This is a genomic window from Pseudomonas sp. S2_H01, assembly GCF_054668305.1.
Map to the genome: position 1 here is coordinate 2,690,285 of NZ_CP162756.1, position 17,827 is coordinate 2,708,111.

Genomic DNA, 17,827 nt, shown 5'->3' on the forward strand with positions numbered 1-17,827 from the left:
AGTTTTCCGTTTCGCTTCACATCTGTGAAATGGGCCACGTTTCCAGCGAGCGGCGAATCGCGGTCCCTGCACCGGTCCCGCGATCCACCGGTTGATGCGGTGTTTCAATCGTCAGGAATGTCCGAATCTCTTGTACGTGCTTTGATTGAACGCGCAGGTGCCCATCGCGAATTGTTACCCACCCGATCGATGACGCAGTAGGTGATCTCTTGGTGTGGGTCGTCTTCTGCTTCGCTGATCAAGGTAGCGGGTACGTGAACAGTGAGTTCCTGGCCCACCTCGCTCTCGGTGAGCGCAGGCAAATCCATCCGCAGGTCTCCCCAGCGCAGGGTGATCTCGTCATGAACCTCCATGGCCATATAGGGCTCAAGTATAATATCTACACCGTTTTTGAACTGTTCCGGCGCCAGGCCCTGACACAGGGTGGCGTCTGCAAACCTCACCGGTGCCAGGCCCTGATTTTCCTCGCCGTCCGGGCTGACCAAATGACCGCCAGGAGTCTCCAGTTTGACCCAGAGTTTGTGGCACGGCGATTTCACGGGCTCGCCGCCTATTTTGGTGACTGTGTAATAGGTCTTTACCTTCCCGCTTCTTAGAAAACTCTCCGGCACATGTAGGACGGATGTATGACCGATGTCGGAAGCCGATAGAAGTGTTGACGCAACGTAACAGTCTCCCCAGAACAGCTCGATAAGGTCACCGCACTCCATTTCGGGATAGGGATTGATGTGTACCAACAGGTTGGTCGCTGCCAGCGCACCGATGCCTTGTTTGATGGACTGCGGCAGGCAGGGGGCCAGGAGCGTGACAGGCGTGTAGCTGACGGGGGTCTGGATCATCTTTTAATACTCATTGAATGTGAAGCCTGAATAAGGCGTGCCGCGATGTTTGTCATCGCAATAGCTACTTGAAATCGATGCGATTAGTACACGCTCGATGCACGGTGTTGGCAAACATTACAAACGGATCCAAATTCGGGCTTGTTATTTGTTCAAGAGCGCTATGTAAGTTGCTATCGAGGTAATTGTGTTGCCGCGTTTATGTCAACGGCAAAAAAGGCGTAACGGCGTGTGAACCGGAGAAAAGGACATTTCTTACGGAAGTATCCTGCTTGTCAGTGGCAAGTGGCGGGGCACCGTCCTATTCGGAACGGGCGGTTCTGCCGGGATGTAGGACTCATGGGTGCAACGGCATACGCCAGCGTTATTTGTAAAGATTTGGTGGGGTGTTACAGGGACTTTGAAGAGGGGGTTACGCGGCGTGCAATACATTCAAGTAATGGATAAGAATGGGCGCGATTAGAGGGGCGTATTAGAGGGAGTTTGGGTAGGTCCATACTTTTCTAAATGTTGTGGGCAAAGAAAACGGCGCTTACTAGCGCCGTCTTTTTATACGTGTGATGTAGGACTAATTCCTGCTGCGTTCCAGAAACTGCCGAGTTCGCTCTTCTTTCGGGTTGGCAAACAACGCTTTGGCCTCGCCTTGTTCGACGATGACGCCTTTGTCGATGAAGACCACGCGGTTGGCGACGTCACGCGCGAAGCTCATCTCGTGCGTGACGATGACCATCGTGCGGTTTTCTTCTGCCAATGCCCGGATGGCATTGAGCACTTCGCCCACCAGCTCAGGGTCCAGCGCCGAGGTGGGTTCGTCGAACAGGATCACCTCTGGCTCCATGGCAAGCGCCCTGGCGATGGCCACGCGTTGCTGCTGCCCACCGGACAAACGACGCGGATACGCATCTTCCTTGCCCGCCAGACCGACCTTGGCCAACAGGGTGCGCCCCAGCTCGACGGCCTGCTCGCGGGGCATCTTCTTGACCACGATCGGTCCTTCGATGACGTTTTCCAGCGCGGTGCGATGCGGGAACAGATTGAAGTTCTGGAACACGAAGCCCACGTGCTGGCGCAGTTGTCGGATCAGCCCTTGTTGCTGGCTGATCGGTTTGCTGCTGTCGACCTTGATATCGCCAACGACGATGGTCCCGCTGGTGGGTTCTTCCAGAAAATTCAGACAGCGCAGAAAGGTCGTCTTGCCCGACCCGCTGGGGCCGATAATGGCGACCACTTCGCCGGGCTCGACGTTCAAATCGATGCCCTTGAGGACTTGGTTGCCCTTGAATTCCTTGGTCAGTTTTTCAACGGTGATCATGCCTCAAGACTCCACGTCGTGGCGGTTGGCCCGTGCTTCCAGACGGTTCTGAACGTGCGCGAGTACCGTGCACAACACCCAGTAGATCACCGCGACGGTGAAATACATGGTGAAGACCTCAAGTGTTCTCGAGGAAATCAGCTGCGCTTGGCGAAACACCTCCGGTACCTGGATGGTGGCGGCCATGGCGGTGTCCTTGACCAGCGAAATGAAGCTGTTGCCCAACGGTGGCAAGGCGGTGCGCGCGGCTTGCGGCAGGATCGCGCGGCGCATGGCCTGCGCGCGGGTCATGCCGATGCTCGCGGCAGCTTCCCACTGCCCTCTGTCCACGGCCCCAATCGCTGCGCGCAGGATCTCGCAGGCGTAGGCGGCCATGTTCAGCGACAAACCGATAAGGGCTGCACTGATGGCATCGAGTTCGATGCCGAGGTCAGGCAGGCCGTAATAAATCATGAACAGCTGAACCAGCAGGGGCGTGCCGCGAAAGAACGACACATAAACCCTGGCGATGGCGCTGATGATCCAGACCTTCGATAAACGCATCAATGCCAGGCCGAAGCCCAGCACCAATCCGAAAAACATCGATCCCAGACTCAGACCCACCGTGTAATACGCACCCTTGAGCAAAAAGGGCGCGGAGTCCAGCGCGAGCTGTAGGCTCTCTGGAATCATTTGGTCACGTCAGCCTTGAAGTACTTTTGCGACAGCTTGGCGAGCGTGCCGTCGGCGCGCAGTTTGTCGATGGCCTTGTTGAGCGCGTCCAGCAGTTCTGGTTCGCCCTTGCGCACTGCGATGCCGGCTTCCTGACGGGAGAATGGTTCGCCGGAAACGGCCAGCTGGTCCTTGGTCTTGGCGACCAGTTCCAGCGCAGCCAGACGGTCGACCAGAATGGCGTCGATGCGGCCTGCGCGCAGGTCCTGGTATTTGGTCGGATCATCGTCATAGGTTTTGACGATGGCGTCCGGGACGTTGGCCTTGAGCCATTCTTCGTAGTTGGTGCCCAGGCCTACGCCGACTTTTTTGCCTTTCAGATCGGCAGCGGTCTTGATGACGCCTGCGTTCTTGGTTTGCACCAGTGCTTGAATGCCCGACACGGTGTACGGTTCGGAGAAGTCATACTTCTTCTTGCGCTCGTCGGAGATGGTCACCTGGTTGACCACGACGTCCAGACGCCCGGAATCCAGAGCGGCCAGAATGCCTGCCCATGGGGTAGCGGTCAGCTTGACCTTGACGCCCAGTTCTTTGGCCAGCGCCTCGGAGAACTCAACTTCGAAACCGGTCAGCTTGCCGTCTTCGCTCACGAAGCTGAACGGCGGGTAAGTGCCTTCCAGGCCGACGTTGAGGGTGCCGTTCTTTTTGATGGTTGCCAATTGCTCGCCAGCGACGGCCTGGGTCACCAGACCGGTGCCCAGCACCAGGCTGAATGCCGACAGCAGGAAGGTGCGGCGGATTGCAGACATGTTCATGTGAGTCCCCTGTTTTAATTGGAATGTCAGGCAAGCTTCAGACCTGACGAAGCTACTTTGGCACCGCGCTTTTATCCAGCTTTTTCAGTGCTCTGCCGGGTATTCATACGGTGGTTCGGCGCGATCATAGAAGCACTGGTTTAGGATTAAAAATAATTAAAAACGAATCGCTTATTTATTTTGTGCATATGCAGCGTCTGGTGTTCGTGCGGGACCGCCAGACTCGTCATTGCCCCGAAAAAACGCCCGGGTACGCAAACAACGCAGGCGCACCGCCGGTGTGCAGGAAGATGATCGGTCCATCTTCGAAGCGCTGCCGGCCGATACCGTCCAGCAGCCCGGCCATGGCCTTGCCGGTGTAGACCGGATCCAGCAGCAGACCTTCCTGGCTCGCCACCAGCTTGATCGCCGACAGCGTGCCTGCGTTGGGCTCGCCATAACGTGGGCCGTAATACTCGTCCCATAAATGAACGTTGAAGGCAGAGGGCAACGGCTCGCCCAGCAGTTCAGCCGTACGCTCGGCCAATCCCTGAACCTTCGGTGCCTGGGTTTCTTCCGGGCGAGACACGGTAACGCCAATCACAGGCAGTTGCGGCAGCGCTTCTGCCAGCGCCAGGCCCAGGCCGCTGTGCGTCCCGGCGCTGCCGGAGGCCAGCACCACGGCGGCAAACTCGACGCCGCTCTGTCGAATCTGCTCAGCGAGTTCGAACCCGGCACGGACATAGCCCAGCGCACCGATGGGGCTGGATCCGCCAATCGGCACCAGATACGGTTTCTTGCCGCTGTTGCGCAACCGGGCCGCGAGCGCCTGCAACTGCTCGTCTGCGTTGTCGAGGTTCTCGACCAATTCGACCTTGACGTCGAACAGGTCCAGCAGCAGCCGGTTTCCGTTGCCCAGGTAGTTGCTGTCCTCGGTGGCAATGGGGTTTTCCAGCAAGGCGACGCACCCCAGGCCGAGTTTTGCGGCCAGCGCGGCCGTCTGGCGAACATGGTTGGACTGAATCGCGCCCGCCGTGATCAGCGTGTCGGCGCCCTGCGCCAGTGCGTCCGCCGCCAGATATTCCAGCTTGCGCAGTTTGTTGCCGCCCATGGCCAGTGGCGTGATGTCGTCGCGTTTCACATAGATGTCGCGTCCGGCCCAGGTTGACAGGCGTTCGAGCTTCTCCAGGGGGGTAGGCGCGCCGAGCAGTTCGAGGCGGTTAAAACGGTCGAGCTGTTGTTTGATCATGGTGATATCGGTACGTCTTAAAGTGAGTCGCTGGACTATAGGCAGACGACACCTACAGGGCAACCTGACGATTTCCTACGGCCCTCAGGCAAAAGCCTCACTAAAATTGTTATTTTTTTGCTCCAAATGTTTGCCGTACAGTGGCTCAACCTTCGGCCATGTCCAGCCTGACGAGCCGTCGAAATGAGGAGAAACCTGCGTGAGCACTATTCCCGAATTGTCTCCCGAGGCGTGCGCCCAGGGCGTGACCGGCCACTGGCAGTTGCAGCGGATTGTGGGTGAGTTGCGCGCTGCACGCGATGACTGGCGCACCCGCAACGGCCGTGTCAGCGGCGAGAAGGGAGGCCGTGAGTTGCCCTCCCGCGAAGCCCTTCGCGACATTCTCGAAGCCTTGAGTGGCGCGCTGTTTCCGATGCGGCTCGGGCCGGTAGACCTGCGTGAAGAGAGCGAGGACTTCTATGTCGGCCACACGCTGGACGTAGCGCTGAACTCGCTGCTGGCTCAGGCGCGGCTTGAGTTGCGGTACGTCGCTCGTCAGCGTGGCGAGGACGCCAGTTGCGCCGATGTACACGCCGAGCGACTGATCCAGGATTTCGCGAGCGCACTGCCGCAGATCCGCCGCATCCTCGACACCGACGTGCTGGCGGCGTATCACGGCGACCCGGCCGCGCGCAGTGTTGATGAAGTGCTGCTGTGCTACCCGGGAATTCTTGCGGTGATCCATCACCGTCTTGCTCACCACTTGTACAACAACGGCCTGCCGCTGCTGGCGCGGATCAGTTCGGAGCTGGCGCATTCGGCGACCGGCATCGACATTCATCCCGGCGCGAAGATCGGGCCCAGCTTCTTCATCGATCACGGAACAGGTGTCGTCATTGGTGAAACCGCGATCATCGGCGAGCGGGTGCGTATCTATCAAGCCGTGACGCTTGGCGCGAAACGCTTCCCGGCCGACGAAGACGGCCAATTGCAGAAAGGCCATGCGCGTCACCCGATCGTCGAGGATGACGTGGTGATCTATGCGGGCGCGACCATCCTGGGACGCATCATCATCGGCAAGGGCTCGACCATTGGCGGTAACGTCTGGCTGACCCGCGGTGTTCCTCCTGGCAGCAACGTCAATCAGGCGAACTTGCAGCATGACGACGGGAGTCAGAAGTAGGGTCTCGACGCTGTATCGCATTCTGTAAAAACGTGGCGTGTCCGCGATCGACGGGGGAACCCGTCGTAAAACCAACTCACACCATGAGCCTGAAGCACTGCGTTTTCAGGTTCTACTGCCGATTTTCGGCAGATCTTCCGGATGCTGCACAGAGACAAACCACGCGCCTACAGTTGGGTGCTTTCAGCCCGCTTCCTGTTTGCTCATGCGTTGCCTTTGGGCCCTTGCAATTGGTCCTTTGCCCCCTTTCCGTGCTTTAATTGAACGTTCAATCAAGTTAAACCGGTGGTTCGCTGCCCGCTCGCATCAGGAGGCCTGCCCTTGCCGTATCAGATTTGTATGGATGTTTCGCGCGCCCGAAAGGCGGTATTCGCATGAGTATTCCGAGCGCTCCCAATAGCGCACCCGTTCGCATGAACGCCCCTGTTTTCTACTTCGCCGCCAGCTTTCTGCTGATTTTTGGCGTCGTCGTCATCAGCTTTCCCGAAGCGGCTGGAGAGTGGCTGCTGGCCGCTCAGAACTGGGCTGCCAACACCGTTGGCTGGTACTACATGCTCGCCATGACGCTGTATTTGCTGTTTGTCGTGGTCACAGCCCTTTCGGGATACGGCAAGATCAAGCTCGGTGCGGATCATGATCAGCCCGAATTCAGCTACCTCTCGTGGGCCGGCATGCTGTTCGCCGCCGGGATCAGCATCACGCTGTTCTTCTTCTGCGTTTCCGAACCGCTGACTCACCTCATGCAACCGCCTGAAGGCGAGGGCGGTACGACTGAAGCTGCGCGCCAGGCCATGCAGTTGCTGTTTTTGCATTGGGGCCTGCACGGTTGGGGCGTGTTCGCGTTTGTCGGCATGGCCCTGGCGTACTTCGCGTATCGCCATAACCTGCCTCTCGCGCTGCGCTCGGCGCTGTATCCGCTGATTGGTAAACGCATCAATGGCCCGATCGGGTATGCCGTGGACGGCTTCGGCATCATCGCGACCATCTTCGGTCTGGGGGCCGACATGGGGTTCGGCGTACTGCACCTGAATTCCGGCCTGGATTACCTGTTTGGCGTGCCGCACACCCAGTGGATTCAAGTCGGCCTGATCACCTTGATGATGGGCGCGGCGATTCTGGTCGCGGTCGCCGGTGTCGACAAGGGCGTGCGCGTCATGTCCGACATCAACATGCTGCTGGCCTGCGCGCTGCTGCTTTTCGTGCTGTTCGCCGGGCCAACCCAGCACTTGCTCAATACGCTGGTGCAGAACATTGGCGATTACCTCGGCGCGCTCCCATCCAAGAGTTTCGACGTCTATGCGTATAACGGTCCAAGCGACTGGCTGGGTGGCTGGACCGTGTTCTATTGGGCGTGGTGGATTGCCTGGTCGCCCTTCGTTGGGCTGTTTATCGCGCGTATCTCGCGTGGGCGGACCATCCGCGAGTTCGTCTTTGGCGTGCTGCTGATTCCTCTGGGTTTCACGCTGGCCTGGATGTCGATCTTCGGCAACAGCGCCATTGATCAAGTGCTCAACCACGGCATGACCGCATTAGGGCAAGCGGCCATCGACGATCCGTCCATGGCGCTGTACCTGATGCTGCAGAATTATCCATGGAGCAAGACGGTCATCGCCGTCACCGTGTTCATCAGCTTTGTGTTCTTCGTGACATCGGCGGATTCGGGCACTGTCGTGTTGTCCACGCTTTCCGCGAAAGGCGGCAGCCCGGATGAAGACGGCCCGAAGTGGTTGCGTGTGTTCTGGGGCGTGATGACCGCGTTGATTACCAGCGGGCTGCTGTTCTCCGGCAGCATCGATGCGCTGAAGTCGGCCGTGGTGCTGACGTCGTTGCCGTTCTCGCTGATCCTGCTGCTGATGATGTGGGGCCTGCACAAAGCGTTTTACATGGAATCGCAGCGCCAGATCGCTCAGCTGTATTCGCTGGCCCCGGTATCGGGCGCTCGGCGCGGCGGTTGGCGTCAACGTCTGAGTCAGGCGGTGCATTTCCCGTCGCGCGATGAGGTCTACCGGTTTCTGGACCAAACCGTGCGTCCGGCCATTGAAGATGTCACTGCTGTGTTTGTGGAAAAGGGCCTGAACGTTGTGACCCAGCCTGATCCGGCCAATCACACGGTGGGTCTTGAAATCGGGCATGGCGAAGAGCGGCCGTTCATTTACCAGGTGACCATGCGTGGCTATTTCACGCCTTCCTTCGCCCGGGCCGGGATGGGCTCCAAGCAATTGAACAACCGCCGGTATTACCGCGCCGAGGTTCATCTGAGCGAAGGGAGTCAGGATTACGACCTGGTTGGTTACACCAAGGAGCAGGTCATCAACGACATCCTCGACCAGTACGAGCGTCACATGCAGTTCTTGCATTTGGTGCGTTAGCGAGCAGTAGCGCTCCCACAGGTTTCAGCATCCACCGCAACCTGTAGGCGCGCGCCTGGTCTGGGCCTACAGTGCGGTGCCGCCCTGCAGCTGTCCGTGCAGCAACCGCAGCGCCGGCGTATCCAGTGCCTGCGCCGCATAGCACAGCCCGACCCGGCGAGTGAGGTTGGGCGCTTTCGCGACGCGGGTCATCACCCCTGAGTGATGGCGGGCCATGGATTCAGGCAGCATCGCCAAGCCCGCGCCCGCTGCCACCAGCCGCAGCGCCAGTGTGAACGTGCCCGCTGTCGCGGCGACAGACGCGGAGCTGCGGTTGTACAGCTCCATCAGTCGCTGGTGGGAGGGATGAGAGGGGCAGGTGATCCACTGAACGTTGGCAAGGTCGGCCTCATCCAGCGTGGCCTGTTCTGCCAGAGGGTGACGGGCAGGCATCGCCAGCACAAACGGTTCCTCCCAAAGCGGCAAAAACAGTTCGTCCTCGCAGCAGTCTTCTTCCACCGATAGCCGGGCATCGCCGCTGCAGCCCTCCTGCAACGTGAGCAACAGATTCGGGATTACTTGATAGGCCAGGGCCAGAAACGCTTCGAGGTGGCTGGAGGCGATATCCCCTTCAACGCCGATGTCGAGGGCCAACCGGTCATTGCGTTGCCGAAACTGATTGCTCAACGCATGGGCTTCGGCCAGCAATCGCCGAGCCTGTGGATAAAGTGTGCGTGCGTCATCCGTCACGTCCACCCCGCGCGGCAAGCGCTGGAACAGCGTCGTGCCCAGTGCCTCTTCGAGCTGGCGAATGGTGACCGAAAGCGTTGGCTGACTGGTGAACAGACGCTGAGCCGCCGAGGTGATATTGCGCTCTTCAAAGACCGCAACGAATGCACTGAGTTGACGAATATCCATATCAGAAACCGATACCAGCGAGAGGAAATAAGCATTTTTCGGCAGTTGCCGACGCTGAATATACTCGCTTTACCGCTTTGCCATCGGTTGTGCTTATTCCTGTACATCAGGGTTGGAAAACTCGCCCGTAGCCCTTGAACCGATTCAGCTGTAGAACATCCCAAACAGAGACCCGAGCCGTAACGGGCCACTCATCATTCAGACAAGAAAGAGAGGATTGAATGACGTACATCGCTGCTCAAAACCGCTATGAACGCGTCCCGTATCGTCGAGTAGGCCGCAGCGGCCTGGTGCTGCCGGCCTTGTCGATGGGCCTGTGGCACAACTTTGGCGACAGCACCCCCATGGACACGCAGCGCGCCATGCTGCGGACCGCATTCGATCTGGGCATCAACCACTTCGACCTTGCCAACAACTACGGCCCGCCGTACGGCAGCGCCGAGATCAATTTCGGGCGCCTCCTGCGCGAAGACTTCAAGCAGTACCGTGACGAGCTGATCATCTCCACCAAAGCCGGCTGGGACATGTGGCCGGGCCCTTACGGTCAGGGCGGTGGTTCACGCAAGTACGTGCTGGCGAGCCTCGACCAAAGCCTGCAACGCATGGGCCTGGATTACGTGGACATCTTTTATTCACACCGCTTCGACCCGGACACCCCGCTGGAAGAAACCGCTGGCGCGTTGGCGACCGCGGTACAGCAGGGCAAGGCGCTGTACATCGGTATTTCTTCATACTCGGGCGCAAAAACCCGCGAGATCGCCGGTCTGCTGAAAGAGTGGAAAGTCCCGCTGCTGATTCACCAGCCCGCTTACAACCTGCTCAATCGTTGGGTTGAAAAGGACCTGCTGGACACAACCGACGAACTGGGCGCCGGCGTTATTGCCTTCACGGCACTGGCGCAGGGTCTGCTGTCGGATAAATACCTGAACGGCATTCCGAAGGATGCGCGGGTCAACCGTCCGGGCGGCGGTTCGCTGCAGGCGTCGCACCTGTCCGAGCAGAACATCGAGCACGTCCGCGCGCTGAACGAGATCGCCAAACGCCGCGGTCAGAGCCTGGCGCAGATGGCCCTGGCTTGGACGCTGCGTGATCCGCGCGTGACCTCGGCGCTGATCGGTGCAAGCCGCCCCGAGCAGATCATCGAAAACGTCGGTGCGCTGGACAACCTTGAGTTCAGCCAGGAAGAGCTGGCGGAGATTGATCGGTTCGCCGTGGAAGGCGGGATCAATCTGTGGGAGAAGCCGTCGTCGGCGGAGTAAAGGGCTCCCTTCGCTGGGGGCGGGGATAGTTCACCGCCCCCAGCGGCGCGCGCCAGCTCACCGTCAGGTAAAGCTTGCCTCGATCCGGCACCAGCTGTGCCGGAGCGTTGGCCGGGCGCCAGGCGATGACGAAGAAGGGCAGTTGAACCGCCGGATCGCTGTTCATGATCGCAGACTGCCTTCTCTGACCAGCGGATCTGTCGAGTTTTCGCGAGTGATTGGCCAGTAGGGGTGTGCATACGGGGCAGGCGCTCGAAGCTGAGGGTCATCCGGTGCCTGTTGATGGTACTCGGGATGATGGTGCTGATAGTCAATGGCCGCCTGAACCAGGCAGGCGTCGCTGAAGCGTGGTCCCCAGAATGCGGCGTTTACAGGCAGCTGTCTGGTGATGCCAGTCGTCCCATGGCCGATGGGAAACGTCACCATGGGCCATCCCAGTGCATTGGGCAGATCGTAATAGAGCCGTTGATTTTGCAATCCGGAGGGCTCGCCCAGTCCCATTCGAAACCCCACATGCGCGCCCAATGGCATGACCAACATGAAATCAACACCCGCTTCATCCAGAGCGTCTTGCCATAAAGCCATCTGCGCGCGACGTCGCTGCTCCGCTTCTATTCGCACTGAGCACGGCATCTGTTCTATGACAGGGTGGGTGAATGCCGTGCCGTAGTAGCGCAGAAGTGTTTGCCTGTCGTCGTCAGGTCGGCCCGCAGCAAAGTCTTCGACGGCTTGCCAGTAATTTGCTTCGTATTGCTGGCAGTAAGTAGTCGCCATTGCTGGGGTTACAGAGGTGTAGGGGTTTTCAAGCGTCCATAGGACGGGGCCTGCGTAATAGAGGCGGTTCACCTCCTCAGCCATGTTCACTCCCTCAAACTCGATCACTCTTGCACCGAGCTGCTGCAACTGCTGCTTGAAGCGCTCAAACGCCAGTCCATAGTCCGGGTCGTAAGTGTTTACCGGAGGAGCGGCTGAGGCTGACATCCAGTCAGTCTGTGGAACGCCGATCGTCAGTCCCGTCAGTGGGGTATCCCCCGGACGTGGTGTGGTGGGCATCTGTGGAAACGGCAGCGGCGTATACAGCGTCTGTGGATCCCCAATGGGGTCAGGGCCTTGTATCGCGGCAAGAAGATGAGCGGCGTCCTGTACTGAACGTGCCATTGGACCGACCACGTCCCAACCTATGCGCAAGGGCATTACGCCGCCGGTCGATACGTAGCCCAGCGAAGGCTTGATGGCGCTGGCACCGTTGGCGGCGGCCGGAATGATCATCGAGCCGCCAGTCTCCTCGCCAAGCGTTGCGACACACAGCCGAGCGATCGCGGCAATAGCGGATCCGGAGCTGGATCCACCGGGCACTTTGTCCACGTCCCAAGCGTTACACCCGAAATCACCGACGGTGCTGCCTGAAAAGCGTGAGCAAATCGTATGACCCAGCACGACAGCCCCCGCATCGCGCAACCGAGCGACGGCGGTGGCATTACGAAGCGCGAAATTGGTGCTGAATTCCGGGGCGCCATTCTTGCTCTCAAGGCCGACGATGCCTATGGAATCCTTAACGCCAACGGGTATGCCGCAAAGCATCGGCGCGCTGCCACGCGGATCATCCGGATTGTTGATCCATGCATCAGCGTCTTGTGATTGAGCGAGCGCCTGCTCGCGATCTACACGCACAAAGGCGTTATAGCCGCCATTGTCGTTGTAGGTCTCGAACGGGCCATTGAGCTGATCAATGCGCTCAAGATAGGCGAGGGTGATTTGCCGGGATGTCAGTTCGCCAGTGCGCAGCAATGCTGCCATTTCGACGAGCGAGTAGTCGACCAGGCGCGCCTGACTTTTGATTTGCCGGCGTTGAAGTCGTTGGCCGATGCCCCATTGAAAGGCGTGTTGCCAGAATCCGTTCATGTGATTGAGCTCCCTGTCTTCCTGGACACTTCAGGGAGCTAATCACTCATCCAGCGGTTCGTAAACTGTCACAAATGACAGTTCACTCAGGCCTCATCACCCTCGTCATCATCCCCGCCGTCGATCTTCATGCCCAATTCCTTGATCTTGCGGGTCAAGGTGTTGCGGCCCCAGCCCAGCAGTACGGCAGCGTCGCGACGACGGCCAGCGGTGTGCTTGAGGGCGGTTTCGATCATGATGCGTTCGAAGGTCGGGACGGCGCTGTCCAGCAGGCTGGACTGACCGCGTGCCAATGCCTGGTCCGCCCATTGGCGCAAGGCTTGTTCCCAGTTGGTGACCGGTGCTGCGTCCTGCGGCAGGCTCAGCAGCTCGGGCGGCAAGTCGCTGATGTGCACTTCACGGCCCGAGGCCATTACCGTGATCCAGCGGCAGGTGTTTTCCAGCTGGCGCACGTTGCCCGGCCACGGAAGGTGCTTGAGGTATTCCTCGGTCTCGGCTTTCAGCAATTTTGGCTCGACCGCGAGCTCTTGCGCGGCGCGGCTGAGGAAGTGCCGGGCGAGCGTCGGGATGTCTTCGCGACGATCGGACATGCGCGGAATATGGATGCGAATCACGTTCAGACGGTGGAACAAGTCCTCACGGAATTTGCCGGCCTGAACCAACGTTTCCAGATTCTGGTGCGTGGCGGCAATGATCCGCACATCGACCTTGACCGGCGTGTGACCACCGACGCGATAGAACTCGCCATCGGCCAGCACGCGCAGCAAGCGGGTCTGGGTATCGGCTGGCATGTCACCGATTTCGTCGAGAAACAATGTGCCGCCATCGGCCTGTTCGAAACGACCGCGGCGCAGGTTGGCTGCACCGGTGAACGCGCCTTTTTCATGGCCGAACAGTTCGGATTCCATCAAATCCTTCGGGATCGCCGCCATGTTCAGCGCAATGAACGGCGAGGCCGAGCGCGGGCTGTGGCGGTGCAGCGCGTGAGCCACCAGCTCTTTACCGGTCCCCGACTCACCGTTGATCAACACCGTGATGTTGGAATGACTCAAGCGGCCGATGGCGCGAAACACTTCCTGCATCGCCGGCGCTTCGCCGATGATTTCCGGGGTGCGGGTCAGGGTGGGCGCAACGTCCATGCCCTGTTGTTCCTGCGCGTGCTGATTGGCACGCTTGACCAGAGAAACCGCCTCGTCGACGTCGAACGGCTTGGGCAGGTATTCAAAGGCGCCGCCTTGATACGAGGCCACGGCACTGTCCAGGTCCGAGTGCGCAGTCATGATGATGACCGGCAGGCGCGGGTGCTGTTCGCGAATGCGTGCCAACAGGTCCAGGCCACTGGCGCCCGGCATGCGAATGTCGGAAATGATCACGTCCGGTTGCTGACGGGCCAGTCGGCTCATCACGCCATCGGCACTGTCAAAGCTCTGTGTGGTCATGCCTTCTTGCTGCAAGGCCTTTTCCAGTACCCAGCGGATGGAACGGTCGTCGTCGACGATCCAGACAGTTTCACTACGGCTCATGTCGAAGCTGCTCCTTGTTCCAGCGGCAAGAAGATCGAGAAAGTTGTGTGGCCAGGATGGCTGTCACACTCGATCAGCCCCTGGTGCTGACTGATGATGTTCTGGGTGATGGCAAGGCCCAGCCCGGTACCGTCCGGACGGCCACTGACCATTGGGTAGAAGATGGTTTCTTGAAGTTCCGCCGGGATGCCCGGACCGTTGTCGATGATTTCGATCTTGCTCACCAGACGATGGCGCACATGACCAATCGTGAACTGGCGCATGGCGCGCGTGCGCAGGCTGATCCGGCCAAGACGCAGCTCGTTTTGCCCGCTGATGGCCTGCATGGCGTTGCGCACGATGTTGAGCACGGCCTGAACCATTTGATCCCGATCGATCAAGACGTCCGGGATGCTCGGATCGTAATCGCGCACCAGTGTGATGCAGCCCTGACTCTCGGCTTCAACCAGGCTGCAGACGCGCTCGAGCACTTCATGAACGTTAGTCATGGCCAACGAGGGCAGCTTGTTCGAGCCCAGCATCCTGTCCACCAGGTTACGCAGGCGATCAGCTTCCTCGATGATGACGTTGGTGTAGTCCTTCAGACTTTCTTCCGGCAGTTCGCGCGCCAGCAGCTGTGCGGCGCCGCGAATCCCGCCAAGCGGATTCTTTATTTCGTGGGCCAGACCACGCACCAGCATTTTGGTGGTTTCCTGCTTCGACAGCTGGGCCTCTTCCTTGGTGATGCGCAGCAGGCGATCGCGCGGATGGACTTCCAGCAGCAACATGGTCTCGCCTTGCGACAGTATCGGCGTCACGGCGTAATCGACCGTCAGTGTCTGGCCGGTCAGTGCAGTCAGCATGGCTTCACGCTTGGTGAACGGATGCGCCTGTTCCACCGCTTGGCGAAGCGAACTGAGGGCTTCGGCGGACTCGGTGAACAGCTCACTGATGAATTGCCCGTGGCTGCGCTGACCACTGATCGCCAGCAGCATTTCAGCTGCGGGATTCATGTACTCCAGGCGCAAGTCCGAATTGAGCAGAATCGTGGCAGTGGTCAGGTTGTCGAGTAACAGTCGGTGCAACGTATCGCTGATAGTCATGAATCTCGTTGACCTCTTTTGGCACATGACACGTGGGAGGGCCCAAACGTGCAGGCTCTGGTTGGTCTTCGCCAGCGTTGGAAAGCCTTTCGTCACGCGGCTTGCCGACGCTTATTCGTTAGAAAATGCAAAAACCAAACCAAGGCTCCGAAAAGAAGCGCTGATCGAGTCATTTCGGGCGTTTTTTGGACAGTCAGCCCGAAGAGTGAGCAGCGGCAGATGATTCGTGAACCAAAATGGGCTTTTAAACGGCACGCTCGTTCAGGTTGTGCACCATTGTGGAGCTTAGCTTGTCACGCTCCTGTCATCAGAGAAAAGGCAGGAAGCTGCTCTTTTCTTCTGGCGGCTTGTCCTTGATCGGACACTCAGGGCGCACGCCGTAATCGTCGGTCTTGCAGGGCTGGGCAAGACGCTTTTGCGCCAGCGAGATCCGCATCATGTGGAACGGCTGGTTGGGGGTTCGTTCCGCCACCCTTCCGAACTCGTCAACGATCTCGACCGACAGTTGATGCGTACCGCGATCAATGTTGGTCAGTGGAAACACCGGGCTGCGAGTGGCTTCGCCGTACACCTTGCTGTCCAGCAACAGGCGGTATGTGTGGCCGGGTTGTAGCTCGGGGTCGTTGGTGACCGTCACGATCAGGTTGCCCTGTATATCGCGGATCGTGCTGTCCGGCTCCGGCGCCAGAATGCGCAGCAACTGGTATCGGAATAGCGGGCCAGGCCTGGTCTTGGCGCTGGATGCCTGGCTGGGTTTCTTTGGGGCGGCCTTGATCTGATTGCTTGGGGCGATGTCGACCTTTTTGGCATTGCGTCGTGGTTGATCGGTGAATACCCGGTTACCCTCGGCATCGATGTAGGTGTACACCTCGGCCGCGGCCGAGTGACCAATGAGCATCAACAGCGCAACGAGCGCGCCTTGCAGCCAGGTGGTTTTAAGGTTTACCGACATGGACTCGCTGCACTGTGAGGGTGATGGTCTGGCTTTGCTGGATCAACTGGGCGCCCTGCAGGACCTGTACGGCAAGACTGTGTTCGCCACGGTCGAGCTCCATCACTTGCAGGCGCGGGATATTGGTGGGCTGGCCGTAAGGCTTGCCATCGATCACGAGTTGCAGCAAATGGCCCGATTGCAGGCGCGGCTGTACTGCCACGCCGACCGTAAAGCTGCCGTTGTTGGCGCGTAACGCTTCGCCATCCGGCAGGTCGGTCAGCTCCAGCACGGCGTAGGCCGCTGTGTTTTGCTGTGTCTGGCTCTGGTTTTGTGGCGGGCTCGTGGTAGCGGGCGCCGGTGCAACGGTTGGTACGCTGTTGAGCGGTGGCAATTCGACCGTTTCGGCCCGGGTGCCGTTGGGCGGCTGGTTGCTGTAGGCCGTATTGCCGTTGGCGTCGGTATATTTGTAGATCTGCGCGGCAGCGGGCAGTGCAAGCACCAGCAGCAGAAAGGCGAGACATTGACGCATGAACACTCCAGTGCTGCGATCAGGACAACCAACAATGGTGTCGCGCTAAATGCATGGCGCGGTACGAGGCAGCATAGAGGAATACTGACCGACGGTGTCATTTGAGACGCGCACCGGCGCGCCCTTTTACGGGGCTGCCGTTGTACGGCAGAGGTCGCCTGCCGCTCGTTGCAGCGCGGTCACGATGACGGGATCACCTGCCTGTCGCTGGATCTGTGACTGCACCCAGCCGGGGCATCTCGCATCGTTGCGATAAGGCTGGAACGCCGAGTAGCTCCGCATCAGCACCGGCAGCAGCGTATCCAGACGACCCCGGATGCCGTCGGTCAGGCTGGCCTCGGGCTTCTCTGGAGAGTGCCCGGTTTCATGCCACTGTTCGATGCGCGCGTATTGCACCATCTTGTTGGCTTCCATTTGGGCCGTCATGAATTCCCGGACATCGGCGCCCGTCAGCTTGAATTCGCCCGCCCGTGATTCGGCGTTCCGGATCACCTGACGCTCACGCTCACTGTCCTGCACCGGTTTGCCGCTGTGCCATTTGCTGCGCGCCACGTCATTGGCAATGTCCAGCCTCAGCTCCATGGCCTCAATGAGCGGCTGAAGCTGCGCGGGAGGCTGTTGAGCGGGAGCCGCGTAAAGGCCGGTGGACACCAGGGCGCAGGTTAAGGCAACGCGTTGAAGCTGTTTAAGCATTGTCTTGCACTCGTGTATGACCGAACGATCACTCTTTAACAGGTTGGCTGGATGAGAGCGGCATTCCCGCGGTGCCCGCATAAAAGACAACGAGTTCCACTGCAGTATTCCCCGTGACGCCTCGGTGCTGCCTGTTGACCATTTCAGGCAGTACATCACCTGGCTTGAGCAGAATCGACTGACCACTCTCGCGGGTTTCCACTTTGAGATGGCCGGACACGACATAGGCCGCATTGGGCATCGGGTGTTCGTGCCAGTTGAGGGCCGTGTTGGCGGGGATTTTGATGTTCAAAACGGTCAGCTCAGGTATGCCGGCAGGATAGGCGTCATAAGACATTCCGTCCCAGGAACTCGAGCTTTTCAGCAGAACGGTCGACTGGACGCCCGAAGCGACGGAAATATCGGATGTTTGAGCGGTGACGCATCCGCCGAGGGTGATCATCGCCAGGAGCAGGCAAGCAGGGCCAGGTTTGAACATGAACTAAATCCTTGTGCTGTAGAAGAGCAGAAACACAAGGTTGCCGGAAGCCGCGTTTTCATCTGCGGTACATATTTATAGCCAACGGATCGCGCAATAAAAAAGGCCTCCCGAAGGAGGCCTCTCGTTCACGCAGCAGGCGCTGGCGCGACTG

General features: G+C 59.3%; 16 protein-coding genes. 3 read left to right on the plus strand and 13 right to left on the minus strand.

Features of this window, described 5'->3' with window-relative positions:
* Positions 1–104: 104 nt before the first annotated feature.
* The 5 genes from AB4N84_RS11925 to AB4N84_RS11945 form a co-directional block, all read right to left on the minus strand.
* Positions 105–839: a hypothetical protein gene (locus tag AB4N84_RS11925; RefSeq protein ID WP_460046483.1), complete on the minus strand. Its 735-nt coding sequence runs from the start codon at positions 837–839 to the stop codon at positions 105–107.
* Between the two features lie 568 nt (positions 840–1,407).
* The gene (gene tcyN, locus AB4N84_RS11930) at positions 1,408–2,151 is read right to left on the minus strand and encodes an L-cystine ABC transporter ATP-binding protein TcyN (RefSeq protein ID WP_460046485.1); all 744 of its coding nucleotides are present in this window, start codon (positions 2,149–2,151) and stop codon (positions 1,408–1,410) included.
* 3 nt (positions 2,152–2,154) lie between these two features.
* Positions 2,155–2,823, minus strand: a complete 669-nt coding sequence (tcyL, locus tag AB4N84_RS11935; RefSeq protein ID WP_074752438.1) for a cystine ABC transporter permease — start codon at positions 2,821–2,823, stop codon at positions 2,155–2,157.
* Positions 2,820–3,617: a cystine ABC transporter substrate-binding protein gene (gene tcyJ, locus AB4N84_RS11940; protein ID WP_074752437.1), complete on the minus strand. Its 798-nt coding sequence runs from the start codon at positions 3,615–3,617 to the stop codon at positions 2,820–2,822. Before tcyJ ends, tcyL begins: the two co-directional genes overlap by 4 nt.
* A gap of 226 nt (positions 3,618–3,843) precedes the next feature.
* Positions 3,844–4,845: a D-cysteine desulfhydrase gene (locus tag AB4N84_RS11945; protein WP_460046487.1), complete on the minus strand. Its 1,002-nt coding sequence runs from the start codon at positions 4,843–4,845 to the stop codon at positions 3,844–3,846.
* A 217-nt stretch (positions 4,846–5,062) separates the two neighbouring features.
* Here AB4N84_RS11945 and epsC point away from each other — a divergent pair, with 217 nt between their 5' ends.
* Both epsC and betT read left to right on the plus strand, forming a co-directional pair.
* A complete protein-coding gene (gene epsC, locus AB4N84_RS11950; RefSeq protein WP_074752534.1) occupies positions 5,063–6,007 on the plus strand; it encodes a serine O-acetyltransferase EpsC in 945 nt (314 codons plus the stop codon).
* A 413-nt stretch (positions 6,008–6,420) separates the two neighbouring features.
* Entirely contained in the window at positions 6,421–8,376 is a 1,956-nt protein-coding gene (gene betT, locus AB4N84_RS11955) for a choline transporter BetT (protein ID WP_460047001.1), read from the plus strand.
* A 66-nt stretch (positions 8,377–8,442) separates the two neighbouring features.
* Here the strand turns inward: betT and AB4N84_RS11960 are convergent, their stop codons facing one another.
* A complete protein-coding gene (locus AB4N84_RS11960) occupies positions 8,443–9,273 on the minus strand; it encodes a LysR family transcriptional regulator (protein WP_074752434.1) in 831 nt (276 codons plus the stop codon).
* Between the two features lie 221 nt (positions 9,274–9,494).
* Between AB4N84_RS11960 and mgrA the strand changes: the two genes are divergently transcribed.
* Entirely contained in the window at positions 9,495–10,532 is a 1,038-nt protein-coding gene (mgrA, locus tag AB4N84_RS11965; RefSeq protein ID WP_460046488.1) for an L-glyceraldehyde 3-phosphate reductase, read from the plus strand.
* A 162-nt stretch (positions 10,533–10,694) separates the two neighbouring features.
* On the opposite strand, the gene AB4N84_RS11970 is transcribed toward mgrA, so the two are convergent.
* The 7 genes from AB4N84_RS11970 to AB4N84_RS12000 all read right to left on the minus strand — a co-directional run bounded on the left by AB4N84_RS11970 (position 10,695) and on the right by AB4N84_RS12000 (position 17,673).
* Complete coding sequence (locus AB4N84_RS11970) at positions 10,695–12,434, minus strand: amidase (RefSeq protein WP_460046490.1); 1,740 nt, start codon at positions 12,432–12,434, stop codon at positions 10,695–10,697.
* Positions 12,435–12,520: 86 nt separating this feature from the next.
* Entirely contained in the window at positions 12,521–13,957 is a 1,437-nt protein-coding gene (ntrC, locus tag AB4N84_RS11975; protein WP_074752431.1) for a nitrogen regulation protein NR(I), read from the minus strand.
* The gene (glnL, locus tag AB4N84_RS11980; protein ID WP_074752430.1) at positions 13,954–15,039 is read right to left on the minus strand and encodes a nitrogen regulation protein NR(II); all 1,086 of its coding nucleotides are present in this window, start codon (positions 15,037–15,039) and stop codon (positions 13,954–13,956) included. Before glnL ends, ntrC begins: the two co-directional genes overlap by 4 nt.
* Before the next feature lie 307 nt (positions 15,040–15,346).
* Positions 15,347–15,964 carry a DUF4124 domain-containing protein gene (locus AB4N84_RS11985; RefSeq protein WP_460047003.1) on the minus strand — a complete coding sequence of 206 codons (618 nt, stop codon included), beginning with the start codon at positions 15,962–15,964 and terminating at the stop codon, positions 15,347–15,349.
* Positions 15,965–15,974: 10 nt separating this feature from the next.
* Positions 15,975–16,502 carry a DUF4124 domain-containing protein gene (locus AB4N84_RS11990; protein WP_074752533.1) on the minus strand — a complete coding sequence of 176 codons (528 nt, stop codon included), beginning with the start codon at positions 16,500–16,502 and terminating at the stop codon, positions 15,975–15,977.
* 126 nt (positions 16,503–16,628) lie between these two features.
* Positions 16,629–17,195: a chorismate mutase gene (locus tag AB4N84_RS11995; RefSeq protein ID WP_460046491.1), complete on the minus strand. Its 567-nt coding sequence runs from the start codon at positions 17,193–17,195 to the stop codon at positions 16,629–16,631.
* A gap of 28 nt (positions 17,196–17,223) precedes the next feature.
* Positions 17,224–17,673: a cupin domain-containing protein gene (locus AB4N84_RS12000; protein WP_074752427.1), complete on the minus strand. Its 450-nt coding sequence runs from the start codon at positions 17,671–17,673 to the stop codon at positions 17,224–17,226.
* Between the last annotated feature and the right edge of the window lie 154 nt (positions 17,674–17,827).

Coding starts and splice junctions, on each gene's coding strand:
- AB4N84_RS11925 (WP_460046483.1), bottom strand. CDS start 839: ATGATCCAGACCCCCGTCAGCTACACGCCTGTCACGCTCCTGGCCCCC.
- tcyN (WP_460046485.1), bottom strand. CDS start 2,151: ATGATCACCGTTGAAAAACTGACCAAGGAATTCAAGGGCAACCAAGTC.
- tcyL (WP_074752438.1), bottom strand. CDS start 2,823: ATGATTCCAGAGAGCCTACAGCTCGCGCTGGACTCCGCGCCCTTTTTG.
- tcyJ (WP_074752437.1), bottom strand. CDS start 3,617: ATGAACATGTCTGCAATCCGCCGCACCTTCCTGCTGTCGGCATTCAGC.
- AB4N84_RS11945 (WP_460046487.1), bottom strand. CDS start 4,845: ATGATCAAACAACAGCTCGACCGTTTTAACCGCCTCGAACTGCTCGGC.
- betT (WP_460047001.1), top strand. CDS start 6,421: ATGAACGCCCCTGTTTTCTACTTCGCCGCCAGCTTTCTGCTGATTTTT.
- AB4N84_RS11960 (WP_074752434.1), bottom strand. CDS start 9,273: ATGGATATTCGTCAACTCAGTGCATTCGTTGCGGTCTTTGAAGAGCGC.
- mgrA (WP_460046488.1), top strand. CDS start 9,495: ATGACGTACATCGCTGCTCAAAACCGCTATGAACGCGTCCCGTATCGT.
- AB4N84_RS11970 (WP_460046490.1), bottom strand. CDS start 12,434: ATGAACGGATTCTGGCAACACGCCTTTCAATGGGGCATCGGCCAACGA.
- ntrC (WP_074752431.1), bottom strand. CDS start 13,957: ATGAGCCGTAGTGAAACTGTCTGGATCGTCGACGACGACCGTTCCATC.
- glnL (WP_074752430.1), bottom strand. CDS start 15,039: ATGACTATCAGCGATACGTTGCACCGACTGTTACTCGACAACCTGACC.
- AB4N84_RS11990 (WP_074752533.1), bottom strand. CDS start 16,502: ATGCGTCAATGTCTCGCCTTTCTGCTGCTGGTGCTTGCACTGCCCGCT.
- AB4N84_RS11995 (WP_460046491.1), bottom strand. CDS start 17,195: ATGCTTAAACAGCTTCAACGCGTTGCCTTAACCTGCGCCCTGGTGTCC.
- AB4N84_RS12000 (WP_074752427.1), bottom strand. CDS start 17,673: ATGTTCAAACCTGGCCCTGCTTGCCTGCTCCTGGCGATGATCACCCTC.